At 57.8% G+C, this 16,962-nt stretch carries 8 protein-coding genes; 2 read left to right on the top strand and 6 right to left on the bottom strand.

Features of this window, described 5'->3' with window-relative positions; translation table 11 throughout:
* A partial coding sequence (locus ACRESJ_RS24285) for an IS3 family transposase (RefSeq protein WP_046427907.1) occupies positions 1-98 on the top strand: 98 nt, incomplete at its 5' end.
* Between the two features lie 26 nt (positions 99-124).
* Here the strand turns inward: ACRESJ_RS24285 and ACRESJ_RS24280 are convergent.
* From ACRESJ_RS24280 to ACRESJ_RS24260, 5 genes are all read right to left on the bottom strand, one after another.
* Complete coding sequence (locus ACRESJ_RS24280) at positions 125-6,448, bottom strand: CHC2 zinc finger domain-containing protein (RefSeq protein WP_431760168.1); 6,324 nt, start codon at positions 6,446-6,448, stop codon at positions 125-127.
* Between the two features lie 1,376 nt (positions 6,449-7,824).
* Entirely contained in the window at positions 7,825-9,114 is a 1,290-nt protein-coding gene (locus ACRESJ_RS24275) for a TniQ family protein (protein ID WP_431599398.1), read from the bottom strand.
* Between the two features lie 66 nt (positions 9,115-9,180).
* Positions 9,181-10,182: an AAA family ATPase gene (locus ACRESJ_RS24270; protein WP_431599394.1), complete on the bottom strand. Its 1,002-nt coding sequence runs from the start codon at positions 10,180-10,182 to the stop codon at positions 9,181-9,183.
* On the bottom strand, positions 10,182-12,602 hold the full coding sequence (locus ACRESJ_RS24265; protein WP_431599393.1) for an integrase catalytic domain-containing protein: 2,421 nt from the start codon (positions 12,600-12,602) through the stop codon (positions 10,182-10,184). The genes ACRESJ_RS24270 and ACRESJ_RS24265 overlap by 1 nt, the downstream gene beginning before the upstream one ends.
* A gap of 1,569 nt (positions 12,603-14,171) precedes the next feature.
* Positions 14,172-14,747, bottom strand: coding sequence for a histidine phosphatase family protein (locus tag ACRESJ_RS24260; RefSeq protein ID WP_431599392.1), 576 nt, complete (start codon positions 14,745-14,747; stop codon positions 14,172-14,174).
* 355 nt (positions 14,748-15,102) lie between these two features.
* Here ACRESJ_RS24260 and ACRESJ_RS24255 point away from each other — a divergent pair, with 355 nt between their 5' ends.
* The gene (locus ACRESJ_RS24255; protein ID WP_431599391.1) at positions 15,103-15,666 is read left to right on the top strand and encodes a fasciclin domain-containing protein; all 564 of its coding nucleotides are present in this window, start codon (positions 15,103-15,105) and stop codon (positions 15,664-15,666) included.
* A gap of 100 nt (positions 15,667-15,766) precedes the next feature.
* Here ACRESJ_RS24255 and ACRESJ_RS24250 read toward each other — a convergent pair whose 3' ends face one another.
* Complete coding sequence (locus tag ACRESJ_RS24250) at positions 15,767-16,780, bottom strand: tetratricopeptide repeat protein (protein ID WP_431599390.1); 1,014 nt, start codon at positions 16,778-16,780, stop codon at positions 15,767-15,769.
* Between the last annotated feature and the right edge of the window lie 182 nt (positions 16,781-16,962).

The raw sequence follows: 16,962 nt of genomic DNA, 5'->3' as shown, positions 1-16,962 counted from the left end.
AGTACATCGAGATGTTTTACAACCCAAAACGGCGGCACAGTTCCAACGACGGGCTGTCCCCGGTAGAGTTCGAGAAGCAGTACGCACTAAACGGCTGACGACTGTCTACAAAACCCTGGGCGATTCAAAGCGACTTCTCGGGCCGCCACAGCAGAGTGAGCATTTCCTTTAAATGATCCGTGCCTGAGCCTGAGGAGAAGTTTCGGTAGGTGCCAGCAAGTACCGAAAGTCCAGGATAGTGCTTGGTCAACTCAGCCTTCATCCACTCAATCGTCTCCTTGCGAAGGCTCACCTCGGGGAGTACCAGCAGCTCGACTCTGAGCTTATGGGAAGCATTGAGCGCCTCGCGCAGAACAGCACGCCGCCGGTGTTCTGGCCACGAGATGACATTCACCGATTGCTTCCAGTAATGCTCGTTCCCGCGAAGTCCTGCCGCTCTGACATCGTTGAAACGATCACTATTCAGTACAGATTGCAAGGAATCGCATGTGCTCCCTGTAAGTGGCAGCCCATCAATACCAACTTCAACCACCGGATGGCAGTAACTGTCTGGTGCGCTGAGCTGGAGCAATGCCACGCGAAAGTGGGACGATTTGGCTTCGGGGCCATCGGATCCCGATCGTCGACGGATAGCAAAGGAAGCTGCTTGAATCTCGCGTAGCCTCGCGAAGAATTCATTAGTACTGGCGCTGGGGTTGCCCTCTTGATCAGGTGCCCGCCCACCATCCGCAGATGCCCCTACATCTGCATTTGCGACTGCACCTTGGTCGCTTTCCAAGGCGTGAGTGGCCATTTCAGACTCTGGTGCAGCAATGCTGCCACCACGCATCAAGAGTCCATGATCCCGGACCGCCAATGGCGGCTGTTCATCAGGACCAGTAGGTTGTCTACCTAGTAGGACTGGCCGTTGTACTGGGCTGATAGGCGCGCGTTTCTCGTGTAGCCCAAGCCATTTCCCCAACTTCCCTCCAAGCCAATGAACGGCTACTAGCTCGCCATCCTCCTTCCTCCTAGTCTCGGTCCAAGCGGACAACCTACGAGTACCAATCAGCACTCTTTCAACGCCCCCCCCACCGAGGCACGTGTACTGGGCCTTGGACAGCTGCCAGCCTACATCCTTAGCATCCGTGAACTCATCGGTATGCGCATCTCTGCGAAAACTTGGTCCCTCCACAGGAACGACGCAGAGACCAAGCAGCGCGTCAACACGAACCGCTGCACCGGCGACTGCGCGGACCAATTCATCACAGTCCGATTGGCTAAGCGCGGGGAGGTCGTCAAATGGCCACACGTGCGCTTCGTCATGCACATCTGCCCATTCGGACCCAGCACTACCATATCGCCACGCACTGATCACGGAGAAGGCCTTGCTAAGCTCTGGAATCTCCAAGGCCCGGGGGAAGGTGGATTCCAGCAACCCAACAAGGACTAGCATCCAGTGCCAAGGCGTTGCACGTTCGAGCGCCTCACCATTGGCATCGGTCAGCCATGTACAGATCGCGCGATAGTCACCCTGCGGATCGGCACGCTGCTCGTCCGGTAGTACCCACGTGGTGGGCAGGCCGAGGCTATCTTTAAGGCGGTTCTCGTTACCTTGTGTAAGCCCCCACACTGCGGCAACGCAACCCCTTAGCCCCGCCGTGGCAACCGCGAGTGCCAGTGCAAGCCGCAGCACTGGCCCGCCATAGACACCCTCCCCGGATTCGCTACCTTGCGGCATTTCCTGCATCGCGCCGTAGAGAGCTTGCAACAGCAAAAGCTCAGGACGGTTCTCACGACCAACTGATCCGGTTGGCCTGAGATCAATGCCTTGCAGTAGCCACAAGGGCAGGCGCCCAATGGCCTCAGGGAACACTAGGTGCAGAGTGTTGCGTAGACCGGCGGCACCGCCAGGGCGCAGGCGAGCAGCCATGCCCCGGGTATGCGCCTCCATGAGCAACACATACCATGTCCTAGTCCGCAGATCCTCGTCTGCGGGATAATTTCTTAAGAGGTCTAACGCCCGCCGTACCGTTCTTGGCAGCGTCCTTTCGCCCACTCCAACAGTGGAAATGTCAACCTGCGCCTCTGACAAATAGGCACCCTGCAACTTCCGAAGCTGCTGCCTAAGGACATAGCCTTCAATGAGCTCAGCATGCGCCTGCGTCCGCAGTTCACCGGAGGATTCGACCGAGAGGGCCTCTTCGGCCAATGTCTCTTCGCGGTTTCCCGTCTCACCTGACATATCTGCCGCAACACCAAGGAGATCGGCTACCGCCCACCCGACCCGCCATATATCAGCATGCGCCATGGGAACGCTCGTGGTACGGACCCGGCCGTCCCAATCATGGAACCATGCATTGACACCCAAAGACTCCCGCTTCACCGGCTCGCCGACTAGATGAATTAGAACTTGGTCGTCGCGCTCATGGTGTACCAACTGCGGCATGAAGGGTACATAGGCAGCCGCTTCGCCCTTACTGACGTCAAGATGAATTGCGTACAAACCATCAAATAGGCTGACAGCTGCCCTTGTTTTGGAGCCAAGCGACTTGACCAATTCTGGGCCGGCGAGCGCCCATGGGATCACCTCCTCGCTTCTCTCCACACCTAAACGTGTGGCCTCACTTTCCTCAGGACTGAATTCCAACTCTGAGAATTCAGGTGTGAGCTGCTCCCCACGCAATGCTACACCAATGAATGTCCGTGATCGCGTCGTCGTGCGCGGCGCCGTGTACACATACACGCGCCTACCTTGAGAGGTAGAAATACTTTCCAACGCATATAGCGAGCTGGCTCCATCCGAAACCGGAAGGTGCGCAATAAGCTTTATATCGCCGGCCCCTGGCACCTTGAACAAGTTATCGAACCCACTCAGAATATCTAGGCCCTTGCACCCGGGAGCGCTGTTCAAGATGAAGTCTATAGCCAACCCTCGGACGACCTCATCTCGTGCCTCATGCTCAGGTCGATTGACTTTATTCTTCAGTAGATCTCTCACGGCATCCGCAAGACGCAGGCCATCATCTCCGTACGAGCGAAAATTTTCTCGATTCCTCATTTCGTTCAATGGCTCCCAATCTGCAAGCTCATCTGAATGAGGGGTAAAGTACAGCGCTTCAGCAGCCAGACAGAGCCATTCCACAGAGGTCACAGCCCCTGCATGATGGATGCTAACTGAATGCCCACACGCGCTGTTACGCGACAGCCTTCGAGCCTTTGCCACAATCAACCATGCACGTCGTCGCAAGTGTGATTGATTCTCCTTTGCGGCGAGATCTCTGAAGAATTCCGTGCTGCATACAGCTTGTGCCAGGGACTGACGACGCGCCCGGCTTTGCGGAATTTCCTCAATTGTCTGACCATTCTCAACCCATGGATTAGGGTCAAGCAGCCGATCCAATCCCTCAAGGGCATACAGCCAGTGATAACCCCGTTCTTTGAAGGCGGGGTACCAATCTCCTCCGTCTTTGGTCCGGTGACGCTCGTCGTAAGCTTTGTCCCAGGCCGCCCAGAACCTGCTCCAGATCTCCGAGCTCGGCTGCTCTGCTAGGTCGTTGGTATCGCACGCGACCAGCCACCAGAGCCAGCGTGCGCAGAGGCCAAGGTCGTTCGGCCGCAGATCCTTAGCACCCATTGCGGCCCTTACTTGGGGAAGTATGGCGGGCGGATTTGCAACTAGATCCGGATGGCGCAACATCCGAAGGGCACACTGCCGGTTTACGCTCAGCGCATCCCGAGCCAAGCCCCACCCGGCTTCTCCGTCGCCTACAAGCGGCGCTTCCAGACCTGGAACCGAGGCAGCGAGCCCACGGCCCTCGTTTAACTGCCTCATCACTTCCTGTGGCGAACCTGCGCGCACGCGATCGCCTTTGTGAATCAAGGCAACCGAAGACAGCCGCGCTTCCGCTTGAAGGGCTTCGCGGAGGTCACCAAGTAGCTGTGCACTCTCGGCAAAAATGACGATGTCATCAACGTAACGGGCGTAACCTGCTCGAGGAAGCGTTTGTCCGCTTTCCGATACCCTAGAACTTTCCCGAATGAATTTTCGAGCACAGTTGTCTACCGGAAACAGCGCGATGGTCCCGATGTACGCAGAAATCACTGGGCCCTGAGGGATTCCCACAGTCTCTTCACCGCGGCTGTCGAGCCCGTCTTGCTCCGGGTTCCGATAGGCGTACCCGAACTGGAACCCCATCAACAGTCGCTCCAACGATGCCGCCCATTCATCACTCCCCTGCTCCTCTTTCAAACCGAGGATGTTTGAGAAACCGACCGGCAATCCTGAAGCGTTGATCTCCTCGATCAATGGTGCGAGTAGACGATCTCGGACTACAAACCGCTGCACGGTATCGTAATAGCGCCGAACATCTAGCCGAAGCACGTGGACCTGAGAGCCTATGGAGCGGCATTGCTCACCCAAGCACTGCATGAAGTCGCGCCAGCATTGGCTGAAAGGGCGGAACATACCTTGGTCTGAAGGCGTCTTGTGCCCCTCTAGCACCTCCATGTCGATCTGGTAGCCAAAACTCAACGTTGCCGGCTCACCAGCTTGTCGGTCGGGTTCATTTAGAGCAGAGAAGGGTCCGGTGACAATCACCTCGTCCCGTGAAGAGTACCATCTGACTGCAGGGATGCTGGAGGAGAACGTTCTTCCTCCCGCGCTAATACGATCATGCCTTTCAGTAAGCAACTCATTGAGAAAAATCTGTTGAGCGTGCAAGTCGGCCGGATGCGGCATTACTTTGAGCCGCGCGTCGTTCAATGCGCTCTCTTCGCTACTCAGCTTTCTGGGCAGATTGACCGCATCAAACGGCGCTGCTTGCCGCCAGGAAGAGCCTTCGGCGGTTACGCTCTTCAATCTATCAAGCGCGACTGTGTCGAACAGGCGCGCGTTCGCACCAAGCGTTATCCAAGCCTCTTCGTCACACGGCAGCTCTCCCCGACGAGAACCAAAATATGCCAAAGTGCGGGCCAATGCTGTTCGTTCAAACTCGCCGTTAAGATAGACGGCAGCTGAAATCCTGGCTAGAGCATTACCATCCTCTGCCAGCACTTGCCCCAGCTCATCTGCCCAGATCGACTCGACGTAGGCGAGACGTGCGAAGAACGAACTGTGTTGCCGCTTGCCACGGGCCCTATTTATCGCAACCGCAGCCCGAAAGAGCGCCCGTTCTTTCACCGCCGTAGGCAGAATCTTCCAGTTATCGTCGGCGAGCACCGAACTATCTTTACCGCCAAGCGATGCAATCAAAAGCGCTGCTTCAGCGGGTAGACTGTACTCTGCCAGCCACGCATCCGCATGCTCGTCTCCAGATATATCGCGCAGACATGCATCAGGATCTTTTCCAATGCTTGGCCGTGTTTTCCAATGGACACCCATCCACTGGAGGTCTACACCGACCATGCCCAGTAAATCTCGGACGAGCCGCTCCGCCCCGCGAAACCCAGCGGCATCATTATCAAGAAATACGCATATCCGAAGTGGCTTCGCGTTGTCCGCCCGAGCCTCCACAAAATCCGAAAGCAACCTGAACTGATCTTTACTCAGGCTCGTGCCCATCAAGCCAATCGCGTGTTTGCCAAGTGATTCTAGACGCAACGCATCCAAGAACCCTTCAACTATGTACAGATTCGATGGCCTGCCTTCCTTCAGCTCATCAATAACTGCCAAAAAGGCGGAATCCGCATTGAATAGATAATCTGATTTCTTAAAACCTGGCGTAAGACGATACTTCGGAACCTCGCCTCCCGCTACGTCATCGAGGAGCCTCCCCGCAAATCCAACCGCGCGCGAGCCTCCTTTTCCGACATCGTATACGGGAATTACAATGCGACCATCATCAAAATAGTCGCTGAACTGATCGCTGTAATCTAGTTTGTGCTGATTAATTCCACCAGGTGTTCGCAGCCGCCGGACCAGACCTAGCCCCAGCAAGCCGTCTAACAACTCCAGCCTCTCTCCGACTCCCAACTTATCCGCCGCAGCAACCAGCACCCCCTGCGGTATGCACCTCAATCCCTTGCCATACAAGAACGCCGCGTCAAACCCGCGATCGGAGCACCAGCTTTCGAATCGTCCCACATCGTGATGCAGGTTGAACTGTCGAATGGCAAAATCTAAGGCCGATACTCTATTACTCCTCGAGTAGGCCGCCTCGGGCTTTCCCCTCACGGGCTGGACGTCGTAGAGCCGAGCAAGCCACTCAACACTACCCTTGAAGTCACTCCCGTTAATCTCTCTTACTAGATCGACTGCATTACCATGTGCACCGCAGGCAAAACAGTGGAAATGTGGGAGACTCCCCTTTGCTGCGGGGTAAAAGCTGAGGGAGGGCCTTGTGTCCTGGTGGAATGGGCAGAGGGCGCTAACTTGATGATTGCGGCGCTCCATCCTCAGACCCAGGCGAGCTGCAAGATCCTCCAGCGGCACCTTCATCAACAGGTCGCCTATGTCATACCACGCCATTCCCAACCCCCTGCCTATTCAGCCATTGTCTGGGGAGCTTAACAGCTCGCCTTATAGATTCAATCCAGCCTGATGACGTGCATCACGGGATTCTTGCTGAGCCATCTTATGAGGTTGATCTCCAGGTCAATAAGCAGCCTCCCAGAACGCCCTCAATTCGACTAAGGACCCAACTAGCTGTGTAAACCCACTACGTTGTTCAGCGGCACTCTGAAGATGGGTCGCTGGCCGCCAATCCCGCCGGATGGCGAACGGGGCGATCGCATCGAACGCTGGATGGACCGGAATTGATCGCCTAGATGAAGGCGGCGGTCTCGCCGCTGCCGAACCACGGCTATCACCGCTCATACGCACAGGTGTGTCGTCAGCTCGTTCAGCAAGTGTTGTCAGCGATCGACTTGAAGCTAATCTATCGGGTCATGCGCGCGCATCGGGTTCCAAGCCCAGCCTCCATAGCTCAACTTGTCGCACTGTTAAGGCTGCGCCTGCTATGCGCCAGATCGGACGTGCGGCGAGCTAGCCAGGCGCCATAACTCACTATCAGGCTCGGAGTAATCCATGTCCAACACAGCTCAGTGCCGACACGCACTCATTGAGGCCACCGCCTCACTCCGTCTGGAAGGCCTCCCCATTTTACAGCGTGATGACGACCTCTACGTAGCGGCCGTTGATGGACAGCGGGTTGGGAAGTTGCGCGATCTGATGTTGATGCGTATACGCGCCGAATTGGCATCCAAGACAGGGCCTGCTCCCTGATAGGTCCGGCACGTCAATCTGTCTAACCGGATGAGCTGGCGCGGTTCATGTGCGCCCAGACCCAGGCGTCGAAGTTCGGATGAGACTTGGCGTGACCCGTTGTTCCCGAATTTTTGGGACCGCCAACGGTCTTCGCCGTGACGAATCCGGGGACATCTTCTTGGTGTGCCACCTTCATAAGCAGGTCAGAGCGCACAAACTCTACCCCGGCGTATGCTCGCTCAGTGTAGTTCCTCGCGCTTCCCATGCCCGGATCGAAGTGCAGGGCTGTTCCCGCTACCATCGCACGGCTTGCACATCTCCCACTCGCCGAGGCGAGGCCAACCGCCGGTTCCACCGCACATCACACACTCCTCTTCTTCATCCGCTGGACCGCACTCCTGCTCTGCGGACCTGAATTGATTGCTCATTTCCGATGCTCTCCATGCTGAAGGTTGATAATTTCTCGCGCCGACTGTACATCGGTTGACGACGAGTTCCCGCTGGCGGAGCACGGGAGGTACTGAGCTAGTTTGCGGCAAATTCTGAGGCACCGTCTATGCGCTAAGCAGCCACGTATGGGGGAACTTGGTTCCGTTGCAAACCACTGGGCTTGGAGCTTAAATCGTTTGGTGGCTGGCTCAACCACTCAAGTTATCTTTGGTCGAGCACAGCATCGCGCCTTTTGCTCGTTCCAGGGCCCGCGAACTGTGAATAGCGGACCTAGTTGCTGCCTCTGCGTCTTCCAACGACACCCGCGCCGCTTTCGCGGCCTGCCTGGCAACCTTTCGGGCGTCGCACGGTGCGAAAGGGCTCTGATTGTTCTGCCCAATCATACGCAAGGCGAGTACAAAGGCGCGATCTCGATGCAGTCGTGATTGATACCCCCCCTGACGTTGGTACGCGGCCTCGTAGTCTTCGTAGACGTCTACGCACATCTCGCGGGCAAAATCTCTGTTGATCTTCATGCTCCTTAAGACGAATCTCATCGGAGGCACGTACCGCTCTCCGCATTTGCTCAGTATCTCGCGTAAGCACTGCCTAAACGCCACGACCTTGGTGCCATGCCTCCCGCCGGGGAACTCCAGAGCCTGATACCCTGACCACAGGTCAATCAAAGGACGCGAAGCAGCTGCGACAGGATCAAGTAGCATCTGTGCAATCGTGATCCCCTGCAGCGCGGATAGATTCACTAGCGTTCTAAGAGTGACCCGTCCGCGTATAGCGTTGGAGCGCAAGCGTGCCATCGCCGCGCGAAGCGTAGCCGGCTGATTCGGCTGGTCAAGACTTATCTCAATGAGGCCGCGTACGAAGCGCTCGTACTGCTCGTACGGTATTTGCGGCTGTCCTGGAGTCGCGCAGAGCGCGATCAATCCGGCAAGCGCATGTTCGGCCCATATGTGGTGACTAGGTAGGGCAGCCAACTTTCCCAGCCCCGCTAAGCCTTGACCACAGCGGTAGCAATGGCGGCGCCGTCGATAGTCTCGCCCAGTCGGCTGGAAGGAACTGCAGGCCCGACAAGCTGCTTCCAAGGCGCAACGATGGACCGGGCAGCTCTGTTGCACATCAACCATCCAGATTAAGGGCTCGTAGGAGTGTTCCTCATCCCACTCCAGGAAGCATTGTGGGCACCAACGTTGCCGCTTGGTGTCGCGCCCCACGCCGGTCACCGCCAACAGGTCATCGACAACCCAGAACGTGCCGTGCCGTATGTGTTCGACGCCAGTTAACCGCTCAAGGTGCTCGACTCGACGCTTGAATTGCCTTCCAGGGCCGCAGAACCCGCTGGCTCCCATTGCCTGGGCGCGCTGCAGAACTCCGCTCGCGGCACGAACAGGCGGACACAGAGCACGAACACTCAAACCCACCGTCCATGCAAGCCTCGCACAGTAATGCTCGGCTGACTCCACCAGTCCAGTACCCAGGCCCATCAGGGCAAGTGGCGGCAGGACGCTCCAACGCATCTGACTTGAGTCAATAGTCATCGCCGCCTTACCTCAAGTTGGGGATCCCCAGCGCGCTTTCACGTGTTCTGATCGCTCAGTGACACTGCCGGCAACCATGCTCATCTCGAAGGCGTCGATGTCCCGCCATAGATTCCTAAGATCCTCACTTCCGTAGTAAGAGATCTCGATGTGTCGCTTGAGAATTCTGTTGCATCCCTCTTGCTTCGCAGCAATCTCGGCCCGCCCCAGCAATTCAACCACTTCAGCGAATACACCGCCGGTTGCGGCGAGGATATCGTTGGCCATCCGGATTAGGAGATCATCCTGCGAAAGCTCGTAGCGGGCGGCCAATGACTTGAGCAGGCGAAGGAATGGTAGCTTGTCGTCCCGACGCTTATCACTGTATGGAGGCACCCAAACGGTTGTAACGCGGCGTCGCAACTCGGAGTTGATCGACCACAATTGCGTGGCTTTGTGCACGCCAGTCATGACGAACATCACGCCTGTGGCTTCAGCTATCGCCATCAGATGGAGGGTGTGATCAGCCGGGGACTTGTCCCTGTGGTTGACCAATAGCGCTGTGACCTGATCGATAGATACATACTTGCAATTGCGCGCTCTTAAGCTTCGCTGCACCAATCCCCAATACTCGCCTTCCGTCTGTCTTGTTCGCGCGAAGGACTCCCACTCCGATGCTGCAGTGGCAAGCTCGCGTCGAATTTCCATTTTGGCGTCCTCCCCGAGATAGCTTCCATCCAGTAGCCATGCCAACGTTGGTGCGTGCAGCTCCTGGAGAATAGAGACAGCGAGCTGACGGGAACTGAAGTACGCGCCGTGAGGAAGTGTGGCGAATGTTTCGACCAAGGGTATCCGCCCAAGTCCCCAGCATGCAGGCCTTCCAAACATCTCCTGCATCACCGAGCGCCTCATCGTTGTCTTGCCCACGCCGGATGGTCCAATAATGAACACCATATGCCCAGGACGATGCTGGTCAAGCGCCATTCGCAAGCGCTTGCGTGGGCCCTCGTAGGCTGGGTGCTGAACCATCTTCATCAGTAATCCTCCCGTTCATCGAACGGGACGATGTCCTGTGCGATCGTCGGTGGCACTGTTTCAATATCAAGACTCTCATTGGTGCTGGGCATCGGTTCGGGGGCAAGGTGCTCTGTTGCGGGCCTTGCCGCCTGGGCTTGCACTCGGCGCGAATAGCGAGCACGCGCGACTTCGTCTTTCCTTCTTGCCGATTGTGACCGCAGCGTGGGTGACCAGAGTAAATGGAACAGTCGTTCCTGATCCGACAACAGCGCATCGCTCTGCACCCTGTTGTGGAATGCCTTGAACCAGGTTCCACGAACCTTCACGTAGATCACACTCGGATCACAGCAATCGCTGCGAACCTCACTGGCATCCTCAGTTCGCAGCTCTTGTAAAAGCTCGTCACTGGTGAACCAACCATCCGCAGTGCGTACGCCACGCTGGCGGTCGATTCGCTTCTTGGTCTCCACCTTGATCGCAGTTCTGATTAGGAACCCATCGTCCCATTCGCACGGTGTTCCGACAGCGCCGTAGGCCGCGATCGCCTCAGCTTTATTCTCGGCTGGCGTTATATCATCTGGCCCCGGTGTCATAGGAAGATCGTGATAGACGAACTTCAGGAACTCCTCGTGCACACGGACAAAGTCCGTCCTCGCATTGTTTCGGCTCTTGAACCTGCCGTCGACCTTACGTCCCATCTGGTCGGGGCGCGTGCTTCCCGGGAATCGGTGTGCTACTTGTTCGTTGACCTGCTTGATGGCGTTCTCAGCAATGCCATTCCAGGCGCTGCCCGCCGTTGGAGAGAACCTTAAACTGATCTCGCCATGGCAGAACTCTTGCAGCCAGCGGGAGGTGTTCTCCGGCCCTCGATCCAGATGGATCAACTTGGGTAAGAAACACTGTCTTTTGACGTACTCACGCATGAGCAATGCCAAGGCGTCGGTTCTTGCTGAGCCAAATACCAATGCATGAGCCATCGGATAGCCCGTCGCTCCGTCTATGCCGATATAGAACTTTGCTTTGCTTGCTGGGAAGCAGTGAATCAGGTTCGGCGCGCAGCGAACATCTAGATCCGACGAATCCACGTGCAGTGTGTGGCCATATCCGATCGGAGGCAGCGAGCGATGGCGAGGATCGGTGCGTGTACGCGTCGCGTGGTAGGCGCGAAAGCCGCCCGTGGATAGCGCATGGCGTGTTGGGCTCTCGCTTCTTCGTCTGGCATCCAGTCGGCCCCTACCGCAAGGGTCAACTCCTAACCGAAGGCACTCCTCTTCGAACACATAGAGCAAGTCCTTCGGTCTATATACCCTCCCGGTGTTCCAGTGCAGCGCGATGACGGTCTCTATGGCTTGCTCGTGTTCCGGAAGCAGGCGCGACGCTCGGTTTCCGCTAAAGGCATATTTGGTAAGACAAGCCGAAAGCGCGGATCTCCCTTCGGCAACAGCCTTTCGAACCTGTCGCTGCAGAGCGCCCATCCGTCGTGTTGCGGGCAGACTTCCGGCCTCAATCAGCGCAAGCCTACTGAGTCGCTGGTGTGCCCGCTGGAGGTCTGTAGCGGTTGCCACCAGCAATGGATCGTCCACAGCTGGTTGCGACTGAGCTTTGACAATGGATTCAAGCAGTAGCTTGTCCGCCTCCTTGGCCTGCTCCTTCGTGCCATACAGATGGAAGCGGTCAGTCCTAGCCGCGGGAGTGCTCTGCCATGGCCCGAAGGCCGCCGATCTTCCCAGCATCCAAAGCGCTAGGCGCGGTGTGAAACCGGGCACCTCGGCGAGGAGACTGTCCAGCAGACGGGGGCGCTTGGCGATTAGCCCAGCTGCCTTGGATACTGCGGTAGCTTCATGTTGCTGAAGGGCATCACCGGCTACTGCGTAACACGCTTCAAGGTTCTGGAGGTACACACCGGTTGGAGTGGGCGGTATCCAGACTCTGAACGCCAGGCCATGCTGCTGCGCCCATTGGGCGTAGGGGGAATAGGTCCAGACCGCGTCCTGCTTGGCCCAAAGGGAGTCCGGAAGCGCCAGTTGGCGCTCCAGCCACGATAGCGGCTTGCACTCCACTAGCTCTACGTTGTCCCTGCGAAATACAAGAAAATCCACATGTGCAGTGCTGATGTGATTGCGCCCGGACGCCGTGGTGCGCTGAACGCGGCGGCATGGTACTTGTACGTAGTAGCCCAGCACCTCGGGATCAAGTTCAAGCTCATAGGCAAAGACTAACTCGCACGTGTGGCTTTCAACTGTTCGCGCACTACCGTTCTTGATTGAGTTGTGTCTAACACGAACGTTTCTCAGCGCCGCCTTGCCTACGGTTTTGGTTCCGCTGCCGGCAATCATGTTCTCGAGCTGCCGAATACTGAGCTCACTTGCTTTTATTCGGGTGTAAAGCTGGTGACGGTCTTCAAGCGATAAGCCACCGAATTGTGGGTCTGTGGACATGCCGATTCCTCATGCGCACCTCACGGGAGCACCGTCCAAAAGGCCTAGGCGAGCCTTACCAGCCGAGTCGGACATAGGTGCCCGTGACAGGCCTGCGCAGGCTTGACAGGGGGGTCAGGGAAGGGGAAAGTACCGGCAAGACCAGTGAAGTCGCCGACCTGAGAACCCGTGAGTCCTACCTCACGGGTTTTCTTTTTCCGAATCCCGGGAAGGGAAGTTCAGATGGGGCTAGGTCATAGGCTGCCTGCCTCCCTCGGAGATTGAGGTGCCTGAGACTGAAGGTACGCACTGACATCAGCAGCGTGTGCGAACCACCCGCGACGACCTTGTGGGCGAAACAGCGGCACTGGTAGACGACCTGTGGCTTGTGCCCGCCTGAGTGCCGCCGGGCTGTTAAAGCCGAGCAGTCGCGACAGGTCCTTAGCCGGAACCAGCCCGCCATAGGTTTGGGCCACCCAAGCCACAGACAAGGCATCGGGTCCATTACTTGATAGGCTCACGTAAGCTCCAGTAACGCTAGGTTCTCATTAACCTTAACGCTCCACCGTTGCGTTTTCATCCAGCGAAACTGCCCTTCTAACGGCTACTTTTTTTGGAGGTTTCTGATGGGGGAGTTGCACGAAGCTTGTCAAGCACTCCAGGCGATGCAGTGCTCTAATCTAGGCCGCCCAGCCGCTGATGCATCGGCCCGGCTGCACTCCAGGATTCTGTGGAATATATGGACTCTGGTGGAAGGCGGAGAGGAAGAGCTAAGAGCACGCTATGTTCTACGGCGCGACAGCCTAGATGGTCCGTTGATGATGCGCAGCGATGAGTTCAGCGCTTATCGGCAGGGCTTGCGATCACTATCACTCAAGCGACGCGAGCACCTCGCCCTGCACCACCCCCAACTCGAAGAGGCGCTTAAGTGGCCCTTAGCAGCCCTCAGCCATCGAGAATGGGATATGAGGACGGTTGTTGGCTGGAATCGCCTATTTGCATGCAGTGCGGGGCTGCTCGGGGACCGCTACTCATTTCCAGGCGATGAGGCCAGCACTGAGGAAAACCGCGTGCCGGTCATGGCCTATGACCTGGATCGCCTTTACCAACGAGGTGACATCTACGGCTTTCTGATGCTGGCTTGCGCGTATCGCTTGTTCCACCTGCAGCGGTTAGCTGATCGCCAGTGGTACGCGGCAAATTACCTGATTCGAGCACTGCCTGGAGCATGCCGAGACCCCAGAGTGCGTCCGTGCGCGCATGAGTTGATCATACTTACGAAGCAACTTCTTCGCCTCCTGCCCGACACGAGCTTTCCGATCCACGTGGATGACAGCGTGATCTCTAGTCAGATCCAAGCCGCAGTGCACGAACCCTGTTACTTGATGAGACGCGCTGCTGAAAGACATGGCATTCACATCCCAGAGCCTGTGAGCCCGGTCATTCCCTACCGCTACCGAAGGTGCGCCGCTCATCAACAGGCTTTGCTGTTCGCTAGTGACGGATAGGAGTCTGGCCCGGTGAGACCAGCCACCTGCGCCCGGAAAGCGGAGACGGGGAAAGATGGACACTGTCCGCGCGCACTTCCAGTCAAATAGACAGCTTCTGGCAATGAGCTATAGGTTGATCCAAATCCAGCCTTCGAAATGTGTCCATCGCTCCAGCGTTTATCGTCAACGGAGCCTTGTTCCCGCAAATCCACCGCATCGCCTGCATCAACTGCCCGTGGCTGAACACGACCACCTGCTCATTCTCGGAGTAGGACCAAAGAATGCGCAATGCCCGCTCAGCGCGGACGATTAGCTCAGCAAACGACTCAGCACCCGGTCCATCCACATAATTTGGATCACAACGGGACCAGTAGTCCGCTACCCACTGTTTGCGATCTGCCGACGAGGTGCCAACGCACCGCTCCGGCGACAGATAAGTGAACTCATGAACCTCAAGGGGAACGGCGACCATGTTGAAGCGCTCTGCCAGTGGTTGCGACGTCTGCCTTGCCCGGAGGAAGGGTGAGGTAAAGATGCGGTCAGGCGTAGCGGACCAGGTCATTGCCATCGCGCGAGCCTGCTGTTCCCCCGTGGCAGTAAGGGCAATGGATTCTGGGTCGGCGGTTGCAAATCCTGCATTAGCCATACTCTCCGCGTGTCTAACCATCACTAGCATCTTCCCTCTCCTCGCTCTACTTGCCTTCTGGACAGGTGCCTGTGATCCAGGGCCTGGGAGACAAACTAATTCTGACCATAGGCTGTCTCACCCTAATATCAAGAGTCACTAGGCCTACCGCCTTATTATCGCAATGGTTCTGGACCATTGACACTAGGGCAGGCTACGTTTGCGTGCCTTGCGCTGCACACCCTTTGCCGCTCAAAGAGGGGCAATGCTCGGTCAGAACCCTGACAGTCTGCACATACTATGGGCGTCCGGTGGCACCTACTTTGGTGATCGGTTCACGTTTCGCGGGAGGCGCCGTACCTTCCATGTCCTCACCCTGAGGGCCGAAGAATCCAGGAGATACACCATGCGTGCCATTCTTCATCGCGTTACCGCCATTGCCGGTTTCGCCGTACTTTGTTCCGCCGCTTCGTTCAGCTACGCCGCCGACACGGTGATGGTTGGCGGCGCCGCCATGTACCCGACCAAGACCATCGTCGAGAACGCGATCAACTCCAAGGACCACACGACCCTGGTGGCCGCAGTGAAGGCCGCCGGTCTGGTGGACACGCTCAACGGCAAGGGTCCGTTCACCGTCTTTGCGCCGACCAACGCGGCGTTCGCCAAGCTGCCTGCCGGCACCGTCGATACCCTGATCAAGCCTGAGCACAAGGCAGATCTGACCAAGATCCTGACGTACCACGTGGTACCAGGCACCTACACGTCGCAGAAGCTGATGGCCGATGCGAAGGCGCACGGCGGCATGACCACGCTGAAGACGGTCCAGGGAGAACCGCTGACCATCAAGCTGCACGAAGGCAAGCTATGGGTCGTGGATGCGAAGGGTGGAAAGGCCGGCGTTTCCATTGCTGACGTAACGCAGTCCAACGGCGTGATCCACGTCATCGACACGGTCCTGATGCCGAAGTGACGGGACGGCATTGGCGGGCATCCAGCGCGATGTCCGCCAAGGGCCGGGCTCACTCAATCTCGAGCAACGTAGCGCCACGCAGGGCGTGGCGCTACCGCGTTCAGCGTAGCGCCCGCCGCTCCGGACATTCATCCGGATCGAACAACCCGTAGGTGCGCATGATCTCGAGATTGATGAGAGCCCTGCGGTATCTCTGCGCGGCCGCCTCGCAGTACCAGGCGATGCTCGCGTCTTCGTCCTTGGGTACACCGAGCCCGGTGGAATAGATGTATCCCAGCTGCGTCTGCGCAGGCGCGTAACCCGCTGTGGCCGCCTTGCGGTACCAGTTGAACAACTGCAGCTCGTCCTTCTGCACCCCAATGCCTTTGCCGTAGATGTCGCCGAGCCTGCTCTGCGCGTTGGTATCGCCACCCTCGGCGGCCGCTGTCAGATCTTCCACAGGGCCGAAGGCCCCAGGGCTTTCTGCCTCGGTGCACCACACTTCATGTTCCCCGCCATACAGGCAGAGCGCCATGCGGGACTGGCTGACGCCGAGTTGCGACCGGTCCTGCAGCGCTGCCTTGCCGTACCAACGCTTGGCTTCGGCATCGTCTTTGGCCAGTCCGCCCCCGCCCCGCTGATACAGGCTGGCAAGGTTGTGCTGCCCGGCGGCAGACCCCTGCTCGGCCGCCTTGCGCAGCCAGACCAGGGCCTGAGCGTTGTCATTTTCCACGCCCTGACCGTTCAGATACATCATGCCCAGATCGGACTGTGCCAGCACTTCGCCCTGCTCCGCCGCCTTGCGCACCCAGACAATGGCCTGAGCCTCGTCTTTGGGCACACCGATTCCGCGCAGGTAGAGCGCACCCAGTTCGGATTGGGCAGGCCCGTAGCCCTGCTCAGCCGCCTTGCGATACCAAGCCGCGGCCTTCGCCGCATCTCTGCCGACACCGCCTCCGCTGAGATACAGATTGGCCAGTTGGTATTCCGCTTTCGCATCACCGGCTTTTGCAGCGGTCTGCACACGTTTCAGCAACGCGGCCTCGTCATCGCCGAGCGCATGGGCGCTGCAGGCGAACACCGCCATACCAACAAACAGCACTACGCGACCCAAGGGCCCGATCACGCCTTCCATGGACTTTCTCACTCGTCATCCGCTCCAGATGTTCTGGTGGGGATGATATCGGGTCTGCCGCTGGTCCACGAACACCTGTCGCCCAGTCTTCGTGTTCTCAGCCGATCCCGCTGTCGCTGCGATCCATTGCTGACGTGACGCAGTCCAATGGCGTGATCCATGTTGTCGACACGGTCCTGATG

This window comes from Pseudomonas sp. (assembly GCF_050739655.1).
GTDB lineage: Bacteria > Pseudomonadota > Gammaproteobacteria > Pseudomonadales > Pseudomonadaceae > Aquipseudomonas.
The sequence above is the reverse complement of the archived record's forward strand: the minus strand, read 5'-3'. Positions and strand labels throughout refer to the sequence as shown.

Coding starts and splice junctions, on each gene's coding strand:
- ACRESJ_RS24255 (WP_431599391.1), top strand. CDS start 15,103: ATGCGTGCCATTCTTCATCGCGTTACCGCCATTGCCGGTTTCGCCGTA.
- ACRESJ_RS24260 (WP_431599392.1), bottom strand. CDS start 14,747: ATGCTAGTGATGGTTAGACACGCGGAGAGTATGGCTAATGCAGGATTT.
- ACRESJ_RS24280 (WP_431760168.1), bottom strand. CDS start 6,448: ATGGCGTGGTATGACATAGGCGACCTGTTGATGAAGGTGCCGCTGGAG.
- ACRESJ_RS24265 (WP_431599393.1), bottom strand. CDS start 12,602: ATGTCCACAGACCCACAATTCGGTGGCTTATCGCTTGAAGACCGTCAC.
- ACRESJ_RS24275 (WP_431599398.1), bottom strand. CDS start 9,114: ATGGGCCTGGGTACTGGACTGGTGGAGTCAGCCGAGCATTACTGTGCG.
- ACRESJ_RS24250 (WP_431599390.1), bottom strand. CDS start 16,780: ATGGAAGGCGTGATCGGGCCCTTGGGTCGCGTAGTGCTGTTTGTTGGT.
- ACRESJ_RS24270 (WP_431599394.1), bottom strand. CDS start 10,182: ATGAAGATGGTTCAGCACCCAGCCTACGAGGGCCCACGCAAGCGCTTG.